Origin of the sequence: Buttiauxella cochleicola (genome assembly GCF_021282435.1) — a bacterium.
GTDB classification, from domain to species: Bacteria; Pseudomonadota; Gammaproteobacteria; order Enterobacterales; family Enterobacteriaceae; genus Buttiauxella; species Buttiauxella massiliensis.
In genome coordinates this window covers 1,167,715-1,182,407 of the sequence record NZ_JAJSOT010000001.1, presented here as the reverse complement: position 1 = coordinate 1,182,407, position 14,693 = coordinate 1,167,715, and the positions used below count along the sequence as shown (strand labels likewise).

General features: G+C 50.8%; 14 protein-coding genes. 4 read left to right on the top strand and 10 right to left on the bottom strand.

Annotation, left to right across the window (positions count from 1 at the left end; all coding sequences use genetic code 11):
* The first annotated feature begins 66 nt into the window (after positions 1 to 66).
* From mdoG to LVQ77_RS05420, 3 genes are all read left to right on the top strand, one after another.
* Positions 67 to 1,602 (top strand): glucans biosynthesis protein MdoG, encoded by a 1,536-nt coding sequence (gene mdoG / locus LVQ77_RS05430; RefSeq protein WP_151992924.1) that lies wholly within the window; start codon positions 67 to 69, stop codon positions 1,600 to 1,602.
* Positions 1,595 to 4,126, top strand: a complete 2,532-nt coding sequence (gene mdoH / locus LVQ77_RS05425) for a glucans biosynthesis glucosyltransferase MdoH (protein ID WP_151992619.1) — start codon at positions 1,595 to 1,597, stop codon at positions 4,124 to 4,126. The genes mdoG and mdoH overlap by 8 nt, the downstream gene beginning before the upstream one ends.
* A 67-nt stretch (positions 4,127 to 4,193) precedes the next feature.
* Positions 4,194 to 4,415, top strand: coding sequence for a YceK/YidQ family lipoprotein (locus LVQ77_RS05420; protein WP_370639859.1), 222 nt, complete (start codon positions 4,194 to 4,196; stop codon positions 4,413 to 4,415).
* A gap of 3 nt (positions 4,416 to 4,418) precedes the next feature.
* On the opposite strand, the gene LVQ77_RS05415 is transcribed toward LVQ77_RS05420, so the two are convergent.
* The 3 genes from LVQ77_RS05415 to LVQ77_RS05405 form a co-directional block, all read right to left on the bottom strand.
* Positions 4,419 to 4,793, bottom strand: coding sequence for a MysB family protein (locus LVQ77_RS05415; RefSeq protein ID WP_120066517.1), 375 nt, complete (start codon positions 4,791 to 4,793; stop codon positions 4,419 to 4,421).
* 129 nt (positions 4,794 to 4,922) lie between these two features.
* Positions 4,923 to 6,146, bottom strand: coding sequence for a multidrug efflux MFS transporter MdtG (gene mdtG / locus LVQ77_RS05410; protein ID WP_232865555.1), 1,224 nt, complete (start codon positions 6,144 to 6,146; stop codon positions 4,923 to 4,925).
* A 154-nt stretch (positions 6,147 to 6,300) separates the two neighbouring features.
* Complete coding sequence (locus LVQ77_RS05405) at positions 6,301 to 7,221, bottom strand: Kdo(2)-lipid IV(A) acyltransferase (RefSeq protein WP_232865554.1); 921 nt, start codon at positions 7,219 to 7,221, stop codon at positions 6,301 to 6,303.
* A 232-nt stretch (positions 7,222 to 7,453) separates the two neighbouring features.
* Between LVQ77_RS05405 and trhO the strand changes: the two genes are divergently transcribed.
* A complete protein-coding gene (gene trhO, locus LVQ77_RS05400; protein WP_232903875.1) occupies positions 7,454 to 8,503 on the top strand; it encodes an oxygen-dependent tRNA uridine(34) hydroxylase TrhO in 1,050 nt (349 codons plus the stop codon).
* A gap of 67 nt (positions 8,504 to 8,570) precedes the next feature.
* On the opposite strand, the gene solA is transcribed toward trhO, so the two are convergent.
* The 7 genes from solA to mdtH form a co-directional block, all read right to left on the bottom strand.
* A complete protein-coding gene (gene solA, locus LVQ77_RS05395) occupies positions 8,571 to 9,689 on the bottom strand; it encodes an N-methyl-L-tryptophan oxidase (RefSeq protein ID WP_232865552.1) in 1,119 nt (372 codons plus the stop codon).
* Between the two features lie 135 nt (positions 9,690 to 9,824).
* Positions 9,825 to 10,079: a biofilm formation regulator BssS gene (gene bssS / locus LVQ77_RS05390; protein WP_034456211.1), complete on the bottom strand. Its 255-nt coding sequence runs from the start codon at positions 10,077 to 10,079 to the stop codon at positions 9,825 to 9,827.
* A gap of 352 nt (positions 10,080 to 10,431) precedes the next feature.
* On the bottom strand, positions 10,432 to 10,677 hold the full coding sequence (dinI, locus tag LVQ77_RS05385; RefSeq protein ID WP_064517858.1) for a DNA damage-inducible protein I: 246 nt from the start codon (positions 10,675 to 10,677) through the stop codon (positions 10,432 to 10,434).
* Positions 10,678 to 10,750: 73 nt separating this feature from the next.
* Positions 10,751 to 11,797 carry a dihydroorotase gene (gene pyrC / locus LVQ77_RS05380; RefSeq protein ID WP_232903874.1) on the bottom strand — a complete coding sequence of 349 codons (1,047 nt, stop codon included), beginning with the start codon at positions 11,795 to 11,797 and terminating at the stop codon, positions 10,751 to 10,753.
* A gap of 133 nt (positions 11,798 to 11,930) precedes the next feature.
* A complete protein-coding gene (locus LVQ77_RS05375; RefSeq protein WP_232865550.1) occupies positions 11,931 to 12,491 on the bottom strand; it encodes a lipoprotein in 561 nt (186 codons plus the stop codon).
* Positions 12,492 to 12,661: 170 nt separating this feature from the next.
* Positions 12,662 to 13,309 carry a glutaredoxin 2 gene (gene grxB, locus LVQ77_RS05370; RefSeq protein WP_232903873.1) on the bottom strand — a complete coding sequence of 216 codons (648 nt, stop codon included), beginning with the start codon at positions 13,307 to 13,309 and terminating at the stop codon, positions 12,662 to 12,664.
* A 75-nt stretch (positions 13,310 to 13,384) separates the two neighbouring features.
* The gene (mdtH, locus tag LVQ77_RS05365; RefSeq protein WP_232865548.1) at positions 13,385 to 14,593 is read right to left on the bottom strand and encodes a multidrug efflux MFS transporter MdtH; all 1,209 of its coding nucleotides are present in this window, start codon (positions 14,591 to 14,593) and stop codon (positions 13,385 to 13,387) included.
* Positions 14,594 to 14,693: the final 100 nt, after the last annotated feature.

The window sequence follows — 14,693 nt, the reverse complement described above, 5'->3', positions numbered from 1 at the left end:
AATGGATTGGATTGATTTAAGCACACAAAGGGGGATGTGCTGGTTAATATGAAACATAAACTAAAAATGATGAAAGTGTGTGGGCTCGGTGCTGCAGTCATGCTGTCACTTTATACCACCTCAGTTTGGGCCTTCAATATCGATGATGTCGCAAAACAAGCGAAAACATTAGCGGGCAAAAGCTACGAAGCACCTAAAACTAATCTGCCATCGCAGTTCCGTGACATGAAATATGCGGACTACCAGCAGATCCAGTTCAATCACGACAAAGCCTACTGGAGCAAGTTAAAGACCCCATTTAAGCTTGAATTTTATCACCAGGGTATGTATTTCGACACCCCGGTTGCTATCAATGAAGTGACAGCAACTGCGGTTCATAAGATCAAATACAACCCGGATTACTTTAATTTCGGTGATGTAAAACACGATAAAGACACCGTGAAAGATCTCGGCTTTGCCGGGTTCAAAGTGCTCTATCCGATCAACAGCAAAGATAAGAACGACGAAATTGTCAGCATGCTCGGGGCGAGTTACTTTCGTGTGATTGGCTCAGGTCAGGTTTATGGCCTGTCTGCTCGTGGTTTGGCTATTGATACTGCTTTGCCATCTGGCGAAGAGTTCCCACGTTTCCGTGAATACTGGATTGAACGCCCGAAAGCTGGCGAGAAAACGCTGACTCTTTATGCGTTGCTCGATTCCCCACGTGCAACCGGTGCGTATCGCTTTGTGATTACTCCTGGTCGCGACACTGTGGTTAACGTGCAGTCGAAGGTTTATCTGCGCGATAAAGTCGGCAAACTGGGTGTTGCACCGCTGACCAGTATGTTCCTGTTTGGGCCAAATCAGCCGTCGCCAAGCACCAACTTCCGTCCGGAATTGCATGACTCCAACGGTCTGTCTATCCATGCCGGTAACGGTGAATGGATTTGGCGTCCGTTGAATAACCCGAAACATCTGGCGGTGAGCTCGTTTGCAACCGAGAATCCAGTTGGCTTCGGTTTGCTGCAACGCGGCCGCCAGTTCTCTCGTTTCGAGGATTTAGACGATCGTTACGATCAGCGCCCAAGTGCATGGGTTGCGCCGCAAGGTGATTGGGGTAAAGGTCGCGTTGAGCTGGTTGAAATTCCAACCAACGACGAAACTAACGACAACATCGTTGCTTACTGGACTCCGGATCAGCTCCCGGAACCCGGCAAAGAGATGAACTTCAAGTACACCATTACCTTCAGCCGTGATGAAGACAAAATGCATGCGCCTGATAACGCATACGTTGCGCAGACTCGCCGCTCAACCGGTGATGTGAAGCAGTCGAATCTGATTCGCCAGCCAGACGGCACTATTGCGTTTGTCGTGGATTATGTCGGCGCGGACATGAAAAAACTGCCGCAAGATACGCCGGTTACCGCGCAAACCAGCATTGGTGACAACGGTGAAATCGTTGACAGCCAGGTACGTTACAACCCGGTCACTAAAGGCTGGCGTTTGACTGTACGTGTGAAAGTCAAAGATGAGAAGAAACCGACTGAAATGCGTGCAGCGCTGGTCAATGGTGATCAAACGTTGAGTGAAACCTGGAGCTACCAGCTACCTGCCAATGAATAAGATTACTGATACTGCGTCTGATTATATTGATGCTCTTCCGCTTTCTGCGCAGCAGAAGGCGGCTCTTCCTGCATCAGATCTTCAAGCGGTGCATGAAGCGCTTGATGCGCAAGGGCACCACTATGACAGAGCCGATGATTCCCCTTTAGCCTCGGTAAAGGCCCGGCTTGAAGCAAGCTGGCCTGGATCGTTGGGCGGTGATCAACTGATTGAGGACGAAGAGGGGCGCACCCAGTTGCAGGCAATGCCTAAAGCTACGCGCTCTTCAATGTTCCCCGATCCGTGGCGCACCAACCCGATTGGTCGTTTCTGGGATCGTTTACGCGGGCGGGAAGTAAATCCTCGCTACATGTCGAAAGAAGAGGCTGAAGCTGAGCAGAAATGGCGTACCGTCGGGACTATCCGACGTTACATTCTGCTGGTGCTGACTATTGCTCAGACTGTCGTAGCAACCTGGTATATGAAGACCATTCTTCCTTACCAGGGCTGGGCGCTGATCAATCCGTCAGACATGATTGGCCAGGATTTATGGGTTTCCTTCATGCAGCTGCTGCCGTATGTGCTGCAAACGGGCATCCTGATCCTGTTCGCTATCCTGTTCTGTTGGGTGTCGGCGGGTTTCTGGACCGCGCTGATGGGCTTCCTGCAACTGCTGATGGGCAAAGATAAATACAGTATCTCTGCCTCAACGGTGGGCGATGAACCTATTGACCCGGCGAACCGCACCGCGCTTATCATGCCTATTTGTAACGAAGACGTTGACCGTGTGTTTGCGGGCCTACGCGCGACGTGGGAATCGGTAAAAGCAACTGGCCAACAGCAGCACTTCGACGTTTACATCTTAAGCGACAGCTACAACCCGGATATCTGTGTTGCCGAGCAGAAAGCGTGGATGGAACTCATCAACGAAGTGCAGGGCGAAGGGCAGATTTTCTACCGTCGCCGTCGTCGTCGCGTGAAGCGTAAAAGTGGCAACATCGATGACTTCTGTCGTCGTTGGGGTAATCAGTACAGCTACATGGTTGTACTGGATGCCGACTCAGTAATGAGCGGTGACTGTCTGACTAACCTGGTACGCCTGATGAATGCTAACCCGAACGCGGGCATTATTCAGTCTTCACCAAAAGCGTCGGGCATGGACACTCTGTATGCACGTTGCCAGCAGTTTGCGACACGTGTATACGGGCCGCTGTTTACGGCGGGTTTGCACTTCTGGCAGTTGGGTGAGTCCCACTACTGGGGCCACAATGCGATTATCCGCGTTAAGCCGTTTATTGAGCACTGTGCGCTAGCACCGCTGCCAGGTGAAGGTTCATTCGCCGGTTCCATCCTCTCTCATGACTTCGTAGAAGCAGCGCTGATGCGTCGTGCGGGTTGGGGGGTGTGGATTGCCTATGATCTGCCAGGTTCTTATGAAGAGTTGCCGCCGAACTTGCTGGACGAACTCAAGCGTGACCGCCGCTGGTGCCACGGTAACTTGATGAACTTCCGTCTGTTCCTGGTAAAAGGTATGCACCCGGTACACCGTGCGGTGTTCCTGACGGGCGTTATGTCTTATCTGTCTGCGCCGTTGTGGTTTATGTTCCTCGCATTATCAACTGCCTTGCAGGTGGTGCATGCGTTGACCGAACCGCAATATTTCCTGCAGCCGCGCCAGCTGTTCCCGGTGTGGCCGCAATGGCGTCCTGAACTGGCGATTGCGTTGTTCGCGTCCACCATGGTGCTGCTGTTCCTGCCTAAGCTGCTCAGTATCATCCTGATTTGGTGCAAAGGCTCGAAAGAGTTCGGTGGATTCTTCCGCGTAACGGCTTCTCTGTTGCTGGAAGTGCTGTTCTCCGTGCTGCTGGCACCGGTACGTATGCTGTTCCACACAGTGTTTGTGGTGAGCGCGTTCCTCGGTTGGGAAGTGGTCTGGAATTCACCACAGCGTGATGACGATTCAACCCCTTGGGGCGAAGCGTTTATGCGCCACGGTTCTCAGCTTCTGCTGGGTCTGGTGTGGGCTGTTGGCATGGCGTGGCTGGATTTACGCTTCCTGTTCTGGCTTGCGCCAATCGTGTTCTCGCTGATCCTGTCGCCGTTTGTTTCGGTGCTGTCGAGCCGCGCGACCCTCGGTTTACGCACCAAGCGCTGGAAGCTGTTCCTGATCCCGGAAGAGTATTCTCCTCCGCAGGTGCTGGTCGATACCGACAACTACCTGAAGCTGAACCGCAGCCGCACGCTGGACGATGGCTTTATGCACGCGGTGTTTAACCCGTCGTTTAATGCCCTGGCAACCGCAATGGCAACTGCACGTCACCGTGCCAGCCAGGTGCTGGAAATCGCCCGCGATCGTCACGTTGAACAGGCGCTGAACGAAACGCCTGATAAGCTGAACCGCGATCGTCGTCTGGTGCTTTTAAGCGACCCGGTGACTATGTCCCGTCTGCATTATCGTGTGTGGTCCAACCCGCAGCGTTACTCTTCGTGGGTGGATAGCTACAAAACGGTTGAGCTTAACCCTGAGGCGTTGCCGACTAAGTAACCCGGCAAACGCGCTCACAATGCCGGCCTTCGGGCCGGTATTTTTTTGGAGTAAAAGCATGTTAAGAATGATGGTTGTGATAACGGTTGCGTGCTTGCTCAGCGGCTGTGGCAGCATTATCAGCCGTGCAGTACCGGGGCAGGGACATGGTAATCAGTATTACCCCGGCGTGCAGTGGGACGTGCGTGATAGTGCATGGCGCTATATCACGGTATTAGACTTACCGTTTTCGCTGGTCTTCGACACCCTGTTGCTGCCGATTGATGCCAGCCACGGCCCGTACGAATAAGCGTTACCGCTCATCCCATTCATCAGCCGCAGTTTGCCCTTCCTCGGTATCTAACGGCGGCTCAAGTTGAAATTCACCTTCGTCCCATTCATGCAGCGTGTTTTCTTCAATCCATTCCTGACGTAACTCGATTTCATCAAAGTCACCATCAAACACGCTTTGTGCCGCTTCACCGCTCAGCATCGGGAAACATTCGCCATCTTCACTATCATCGGCAAAGAATTCAGCCTGCCACATGATGTCGCCATCCTGAAGAATGTACTTCTGAATGTTCAGTTGCTGAACACTGGCACTCTCTTCATCAAGTTCAGGGTTGTCTACAAGGAAAAGCTCGCGTGCGGCATCAATGGCCTCTTCCAGCGTCGCGTACAGACTCATACTCATCTCCTTTTGTTACAGGTCAGGGAGCACGCGCTCCGGTGCAATTTCAAGTTAATTGTTGACGCTGTTTGCAAAGTTGCAAGTATGAAATTTAATCCTCGTCGTACTTCGAGTTGTCTCTGCTCCTTAATCGGGAGCCGTCACTCGTTCAGTAGGGCGTCGCAAGCTAATCCAGGAGTAAAGCGCGTTGAAAAGCACCACGCAAGCGGTGACTAAAAATACCGTGCGGAAGCCGTAGTTGGCCGAAACGGCGGCCCCGACCAGCGGGCCGGTGACGTTACCAATATCGCGGAAAGACTGGTTGTAGCTAAAGATACGCCCGGCAATCTGGTTGCTGGAGTTGTAGATAAGCAGCGTTTGTACGGCGGGTAACAGCGCGCCGTCGGCGGCACCGAGCAGAAAACGTAACACGCCAAGCTGCCATGGCGTTTGCACCATCGACATGGGGATAAGTAGCAGAACCGAAATCACCAGCGCGCAGATTAAAATTCTCTCCGGCCCGATTCTGTCACCCAGCTTCCCGAGGCGCGGTGCGCTTATCAACGCGGCCACACCGGGAACGGAAGCAATCATGCCGCTAATAAACGCCAGGTTACTGACATTCCCTGCCAGCTCGCGCACATAAAGCGTCAGAATTGGTGCAATCGAACCGGTCGCCACCTGGATAATCATGGTGGTGACAAACAGACTCAGCACTAGTTTTGGGTTTTTAAGCGACATGAGAACCTGACGCGCGTGCAGCATATCTTTCTTGTTAACCGGCGTGAATTGCTCGCGGATGCAGAAAAGAGTGAAAACGAAGCAGGTAAATAACACGGCGGCGGTGATGAAAAACACCGGGCGCAGGCCGTAAGTATCCGCCAAAAAACCGCCAATCATTGGGCCGAGCAGCGCACCGCTCACGCCTCCGGTCGATAACGTGCCGAGCGCCCAGCCGCTTTTATGGCGCGGAACCTGAGTCGCAATCAGCGCGTTGGCATTGGGGACAAATCCACCCAGCAAACCGAGCAGGGCGCGCAGCGCTAAAAATTGCCAGATATTGCTCGCAAAGCCCATCAACACCATCACGATAGACATGCCAAGCGCTGAACGCAGCAGCATGATTTTGCGGCCTTTACGGTCGGCAAGCCCGCCCCAGAAAGGCGATGCTATCGCGGAGAAAAGGAACGTAATACTGAAAACGATGCCCGACCACATATTCAATGCGCTGTGGCCCGTCACGCCAAGACTTTCGACGTACAAGGGCAGGAAAGGCATGACCAGGCTGAATGCGACGCCGGTCAGAAAACACCCAAGCCAGGCGACGGTGAGATTTCTTTTCCAGTTGATGTTGCTCTCGGGGAGAGTCATAACGCTCCAGTTTAGTGCAGAGAAGATATGCGGGGGAATTATTACCTTGCTAATTATGCGCCTGATGAATGGAGAGTGGCAATGTTTATGAAATGCAGTTTTAGAACGATTAAAGGCGACTTTACGTCGCCCTATGACTTAATCGAATAGCGAATCAGTAACGCGACGGCACACCCTCTGGACGTGTCTTAAAACGGCGATGCAGCCACATGTATTGCTCAGGCGCCATCATGATGCATTCTTCGATGATTTTGTTCATCCACAGCGCTGTGCCTTCCGGGGTTTCTAATGGTGGTGAAAACTCTGCAGGTAGAATAATCAACTCATAGCCTTTTCCGTCAGGTTTGCGGCGTGGCACCATCGGGACAATCGCCGCACCTGACATGCGTGCCAGCGTATAGGTGCCGGTGGTTGTAGCCGCCTGATCAACGCCAAAAAATGGTACAAAGACGCTGCCGCGCGGGCCGTAGTCATGGTCAGGCGCGTACCAGATGATCTCGCCCTGTTTGAGCGCGCGGATCATCCCTTTGAGATCTTTACGATCGATCATGCTTTTGTTGGAGCGCATTCGACCCCAGGTTTGCAGCCAGTCTAACAGGGGATTGTCATTCGGACGGTAAACGCCAATGCCGGGTGTGTTCATGCCGAACATGCGTGCACCTAATTCAAGCGTCAGGAAGTGAATACCAATCAGGAGTACGCCGCGTTTGGCTTCTTGTACCGCATGAATCTGGTCGACGCCGCTAACGTCGCACCAGCGCCGGATACGCCATGTTGGCCAGAACCAGGCGATGCCGGTTTCCATCAGCCCCATCCCCACGGACTCGAAATTTTTCTTCAGATAATATTCACGCTTTTCGGGCGTGACGTGTGGGAAAGCGAGTTCAATATTCCGGCGGGTAATTCTGACGCGGCGTTTCATAAACCGCATAGCTAAATGGCCGAGGCCGCAGCCAATTCGATAAATCACGGGGTAGGGGAGCAGGGTAATGAGATACAGCAGGCCAATACCAAACCAGATTCCCCAATAGCGGGGGTGAAGCAAAGCGCGCGAGAATTGCGGTAAGTTCGTCATGTAAAACCTATTGTGACGGCAAATGCCGGATCTTCTTGAGTCGGTCTATTGTGACATTAATCATGGAACATCCAAAATTAACGGCAGCAGAGTGTTTGATATTTCAGCAATTGTTGAATTAAATGCGAAGTAATAATTGAAATGTAGCGCAAAATACGTGGATGTAAATTAACGATAATTGCTTTATGATGCTGCCCAGTTTTTTCTTATCAACGATAGCCGAGCGAACACCATGCCAGTGTTACACAACCGCATATCGAATGATGAATTGCGCGTGCGTATGTTGGCTGAAACCGAGCCACGCACCACAATCTCATTCTATAAATATTTCCATATTGAAGAACCTCAAACCACGCGCGATGCGCTTTATCAGGCTTTTACCGCGCTGAATGTTTTTGGTCGCGTGTATCTCGCCCATGAAGGGATCAACGCGCAAATTAGCGTTCCTCAAAGCCGTGTCGATGCCTTCCGCGAAACACTCTACGGTTTCCATGCCGCGCTCAATGGCGTGCGTCTGAATATCGCGCTTGAAGACGACGGAAAGTCGTTCTGGGTGCTGCGCATGAAAGTGCGTGACCGTATTGTTGCCGATGGGATTGATGACCCGTCGTTTGATGCCAGCAATGTCGGTGCTTATCTGAAAGCCGCAGACGTTAACGCGATGCTCGACGACCCGGATGCCGTGTTTATCGACATGCGGAACCATTACGAATATGAAGTGGGCCATTTCCAGGACGCTATGGAAATCCCCGCAGACACGTTTCGTGAGCAGTTGCCGAAAGCGGTAGATATGTTGCAGGACGACAAAGACAAAAAAATCGTCATGTATTGCACCGGTGGGATCCGCTGTGAAAAGGCCAGCGCCTGGATGATGCATAACGGATTCAAGAACGTCTACCACATCGAAGGCGGGATTATTGAATACGCCCGTCGTGCTCGTGAGCAAGGGATCCCAGTGCGCTTTGTCGGCAAAAACTTTGTCTTTGACGAGCGTATGGGCGAGCGCATTTCGGATGATGTGATTGCGCATTGCCACCAGTGTGGCGCTTCCTGCGACAGCCACACCAACTGCAAAAATGACGGCTGCCATTTGCTGTTTATTCAGTGCCCAAGCTGCGCTGAGAAATATGCCGGATGCTGTAGCGACATTTGCCGCGAAGAACTGGCACTCTCACCTGAAGAACAGCGCCGCCGCCGCGCTGGCCGTGAAAACGGCAATAAGATTTTCAATAAATCGCGTGGCGTGTTGAACACCACGTTGGGCATTCCTGACCCAGAGTGAAAAAATGGATGTCGCTTGCGCTTAAGTAGGTCGGATAAGCGTAAGCGTCATCCGACATTATTCAATACTAGCTAAATCGTGAAAGCGAAAACGGCGTCAGATCGAAACTCGACTCTTTGCCCAGTGCAAATTGACAGGCAATTTCCCCCAGCACCGAAGCGAATTTAAAACCATGCCCGCTCAGGCCGGTGATCACCATCGTGTTGTCATGACCGGGCAGGGTATCAATAATAAAATCTTCATCCGGTGACATATCGTAAGTGCAGGCCGCGCCATGCATACAAACCCCCACACCTGGCATTATCTGGCGCAAGAAGCTGAACACTTCGCTGCCGTCGGTGGCGATAGCGCCAAACGGTTTACGCTGTTGCGGCTCGCTTATCATCTGCCCGCCATCATGCTTGCCCAGTTTCAGCTCGTTATCTTCACCAGCCGGGAACCCGTAGTACTGGCTCCCGTCAGGCAATTGAGCGGTAAACGCTGGGAAGTTATTTTTTTCGCTATAGCGCCCGTCGGCCTGATGCCAGCTAAAGATTTTGCGCCATGGCGTTACGGGCAGTTCGGGTAATAATTTAGAGACCCAGGTTCCTGCGCTCACCAAAAGTTTATCGGCGGTAAATTCGCCTTCTGGGGTATCGACTACCACACCGTCTGAGGTATGGCGAATGTCCGTCACCGGGCAATTAAACAGCTGCGCGCAACCACCCTGGTTTGCCAGACGGATATAAGTTTCCACCGCCAACTCGCTGCGCAGCACACCAGAATCTGGCTCAAACAAGCCAAGATAGTTTTCAGGAACGGTAATTTGCGGCCAGCGTGTCATCACTTGTTCAGCCGTCAGCGTTTCAAGCGGTAGTGACCAGGTTTGCGCACTGCTTTGCACCGTTGATATAAATGCTGAATCCTCAGGGCCGAGGTTAATCACACCAGTGCGATGAAAGACTTTCTCACCGCTGATTTCCTGCAACGCATCCCATAAAGTCTGAGCGCGTAACACCAGCGGGACATATTTTTCCCCTTCGCCATAAGCGTGGCGCATCAGGCGAGTATCACCATGATGGCTACCTTGCTGGTGGGGAGGGTGGTTGCTGTCGATCATAAGCACGTTTAAGCCGGAGTGAGTGGCATAGCATCCGGCGGCTGCGCCAACGGAACCACTACCGACGATGATAAGGTCATAATGCATGATGCTTTTCTCTTCTCTCTGGCAAAAAGTATATAGCAGGTTAATTAATTCTCGACCGACTGGCAATTGAGCGAAACCTGAATAATAAAAAAGGCACCTCTACGGTGCCTTGCGTTATTTGAGCAGCATCGACAATCAATGCTTACGATAATCGTTTACCTGGTAATCACTAGATTCAATCTTAGCAATCCCGGCTTCTAAAATAGAAATAAATTGCCGGGCAACATCCGTGGTCAGCCATAAAGTTTGACCGATTTCAGTTTCGTCGTGCTTTTGCGTATTCGAGGTCAGGTAGTGCAGGCGAAGCATCAGCGCATCGTAGCTATCAACGGTGCTGATGTCCCATCCGATAAGGGGATGGGTCTGGATAACATCACTATTTTTTTCCATCATAACCCCTTTTATACGTGTGTTTGAGACAACGGTTCGTGAGGTTTAATGCTTGTTTAATGTGAAGCCAGTTAAGTATATCAATGATTAAGCTAATTCGACGGAGAAATAAATACCCTGCAACACTTTTTTTACAATAAAGCGCTTAATTGCACAATAAACCGGCATGATATTCTTTATTGAATCAGATGATTCTGGGTAACGTATAAGAAGGGAAATTATTTAAATGAGTAAATTTCATACAATTAAAAAAACCGGATGGCGACACCCGGTATAAAGATAACAACGAGGGAATTTTTACCTGAAATGAACGGCGAATTGATCTAAAGCCAGCCTATTCCCATTATGTTTTTTAATCCGCAGCAAACCAGTCGTCAGCGCTTTCCCAGGTCTCTTGCAATATTTCGCTAATGCGATCGCGGTCTTCTTTGGTAGCCCCTAAAACCGACAGGTTATTTGCAGCTGCATAACGTACCTGAACGTGGTTAACGTTTTCAGGATAGTGTTGAGTAATACGGCGTGAAAGTTCATTGGCAAGCGCATCAATAGCGCCTGGTGGCAGAGATGTAGTTTTGGCAATAGTGACTTCAATACGCATAACAGCCCCCTATATAATATACTGGATATTTATACAGTCATATTGCCAGTGATGCAACAGGGGGCGGTAAAAATTATGCTTTAACTGACCAGGCTACTTTCTCACCGGCCAGGAATGGCACGATGCTGTCATCGGATGTTTCGATGGTTTCTGGCATTTCAACCGGCGTGCGAACCAGTTCGATAGTCTCTTCGTTAACAGGTAAACCATAGAAACGCGGGCCATTGAGGGATGTGAACGCTTCGAAGTGCTGCATTGCATTAATCTCTTCAAATACCGTCGCGTAAGCACCCAAAGCAGAAGGGGCGTTAAAGCAGCCAGCACAACCACAACTTGCTTCTTTACGATGACGTGCGTGTGGTGCGGAGTCAGTCCCCAGGAACACACGGTCGCATCCGCTTGCTACCAGCGCGCGTAACGCTTCCTGATGCACGCTGCGTTTTAAAATAGGCAGGCAATACAGATGAGGGCGCACGCCGCCAACCAGCATGTGGTTGCGGTTAAACATCAGGTGTTGCGGGGTAATAGTTGCACCTAACAGGGAATTGCCTTCCTTCACATACTGTGCGGCGTCTTTGGTGGTGATATGTTCAAATACCACTTTTAGTTCCGGCAGTTGCTTACGCAGCGGTTCCATCACAGTTTCGATAAAGCGTGCTTCACGGTCAAAAATATCAATGTCAGCGTGAGTTACTTCACCGTGAATCAGCAGCGGCATACCGATTTTCTGCATGCGCTCAAGTACTGGCAAAATCGCAGCAGTGCTGGTGACACCATGGCTTGAGTTAGTTGTCGCATTTGCCGGGTACAGTTTTGCCGCAGTAAACACACCTTCGTTAAACCCACGTTCAACTTCGTTCGGGTCCAGAGAGTCAGTCAGGTAGCAGGTCATTAAAGGCTCAAAACTATGCCCTTGCGGTACGGCGTCGAGAATACGCTGGCGATAAGCAATGGCAGCTTCAACCGTTGTCACTGGCGGCGCCAGGTTTGGCATCACAATCGCGCGACCATAAATTTCGCTGGTATAAGGCACAACCGTTTTTAGCATATCACCATCACGAAGGTGAACATGCCAGTCGTCTGGGCGGCGAATTTTTAATACCTGAGGTAATACGGTCATGAAAGTGCTCCGGCGTAGGAAGGAAATAACGATGATTTATGCCGGGCACAAAGGATAAGCGCAAACGTTTAGCTTTGCACCATTTTCGTTGAGATTTTCTTGGGGAGGATGTGCCTCCCCTGTGTTTGAGGGCTTACTCGGTGAACGGGATAATGATTTCGCCTGGCTTGACCTCAATCCCTTTGGCATATTTCTTCGCCAGTTTTTCGCCTGCACTGTTATCTTCACTCAACACGTAAGCTGGCTGTTGGTTGAAGTAATTGCGTAGCGACTGATTGAGATAGGGAATCAGTGTCTGGACAATCGTCTGCATTTTCTCAGGCTCGACGGTTGCCTCTACCACTTCCATTTCTTGCAAATAGATAGCACCTTGCTCTTTATTAAAGGTTGGCAGGGCTTTGAGTTTAAGTTTGATATTAGCTTTTTGATTGCCGAACAAAGATGTCATATCCAGTTTGGCATCACCAGTCAGGGTGATTTTGTTTGGTTCTTCTCGGCCAATCGCACTGGCTAAATTAGTTAAGACAATGTGGGCATCGGCAACGCCTGGCAGGCCAATGTCTTTAGAGAAATTATTCCGTTTATGCAGCGCCTGGTTGATTTCCTGTTCGCTGACGGTGTATTGCGTTAGCTGGTTACAACCCACCACTAATCCGCTGAGCATCAAGGCTGCGGCTAATACTATTTTTTTCATGGATATCCTTAACATGCTGCATCGGTCACAGATCCTGACATAAAGCATCATGATGTACCAGTGCCGGGCGTGCTACAGGAAAAGGCTTAATTTTTTATTAGACACAATGAGTTTCTTAATCATGAGATAAAGGCGGGTTAACTTACCCGCCTTAGAACCATTAACAATCTTTAAATAGCGTGGGATGACAGCAGGTTAATTTGAGTCTGTTTGGCCATATTATCGCGGTATGCCGCAACACGACTCGGCCACTCAATTCCGGCAACCAGCGTCAGGTTACGCAGCAGCGGGAAGAGGTGGATATCGTCATCGGACAACTCACCGTTGACGGCATTGGGCTGTACGATAAGTTTATCGAGCTTGCGTAAGTCGTCGCTGATTTTTTTGGTCAGACCCGGTGAATGCGTCAGATGATCGGCAAAAGAACCGATCATTGCCTCTTTTTTCTGTGTGAAGTAAGCACGGGCAGCAGGCGTGGCAAACTCATCAAAAGGCGCTTTCGCAATACGCGGCAATAACAGGTGTTGGACATAGCTATTGACGTGACGCAACCAGTCACTGATGGCCGAATTAGTAGCGCCGATCAAAAGTGGTTCACCATCAAGTTTGTCGATGTAGTGCACGATATCCATGCTTTCAGGCAGGTAGCGACTGTCATCTTTTTGCAGGATTGGCGCCATTTTCTTGCCAATCATTTTCGTCGGGGTTGCTTCATCGTCGTTTAGCAAGACGACCAGCTCAACGGGGATATTCTTTAAGCCAAAAATCATGCGTGCTTTAAGGCAGAAAGGGCAGTGATCGTAAATATAAAGCTTCACGTTACTCCTCCATATCAATCGTCAGGAAAAATCCGTCAATTTTTGAGTATGGAGGAGAATACCAGGGGCTGCAAACTAGCTGCCGGGCTCAAGCATAGAGGGGTCTATCGGTTTCGGGCTAAATTGCCACCATAATGCGATAAGCGTGATGAAACCTATAATCCCTAACATCAGCCACGGAAGTTCCGGCTGGTTGATGCTTTTCCCGGCATCAAATAACCAACCGCCACCGGCGTAACCAAATGCGCCGCCAATCGCCAGACCCAGTCGGCTAAAGCCCATGTAACTGCCGCGAGCGCGGGAGTCAGCAAGTGATGCGCCCAGCGTTTCACGGGCAGGTTCTGCAATGATTGAACCAACATAAAACACGCAAATTAGAGTGAACAGTTGTTGGAGGTTGTTAGCCAATCCCATCGGTAACATGGCGAGTGACATCAGGAATAAACCCGCCATCAGGCGCTGCTCGAGACGGAAGCGTTTTTCGCTCCAGCGCGCGATCGGGTAGAGCAGCGTTAAGGATAGTGCCGCTTCAATGGCATACATCCACTTCACGGCGGCAGGCGTACCGGCAATTTCGTTCACCATAATCGGCAGCATTAACATCACCTGCACCGCCAGCATGTAATATCCGGCCAGCGTTAACACATAAGTGATGAAACGTTTGTCGCGCAGCACGCGCCCCATGCCTTCAAGCATTGGCGTGCGAATGGTAGAGAGTTTATAAGCTGGCAGCAGCCAGGCGTTGACCATCGCACAAATCACAAACATCACCGCGCCCGCACCGCACACCAGACGAAAATCGTATTGCAGCAGCCAACTGCCGAGCAGCGCCCCAATGACTGCTCCAGCGCTGTCTTGCATCATTAATATCGAGAAGAAACGACCGCGTTGATGTGGACGCACCAGTTTGACGACAAGGGCTGCGCGCGGTGGGTCGAATAGTGTGCCGCCGATAGCGGAAATAAAACACGACAGCCACAAAACCCAGGGTTCATGAGCTATACCCATCAGCGCAAAACCAACGGCTCGCAGCAGCATTCCGGTGACAATCATCGGTTTGGCACCTAGCCGGTCGGCGATGGCGCCACCGAAAATACCCAGCCCTTGCTGAGTAAGCTGACGCAGGCCCAGCGCAATGCCGACCATTAACGCCGCCCAACCCATTTGGTCGACAAAGCGAATGGAAATAAGAGGGAAAACCACGAAGAAGCCTAATACAACTAACATGTTATCGAGCAATAAGAAGTATTTACCCAGGCTCCTGGCCTGCGCTACCCGTGACATCTCCCCTCCAGGGAACTTAAAAGTGTGACAAACCTCTATTCTCCACTGCTCTCAGAGTTTTTGACAGGGCGTACGGCGACAATATTTTTTTATCAATCCG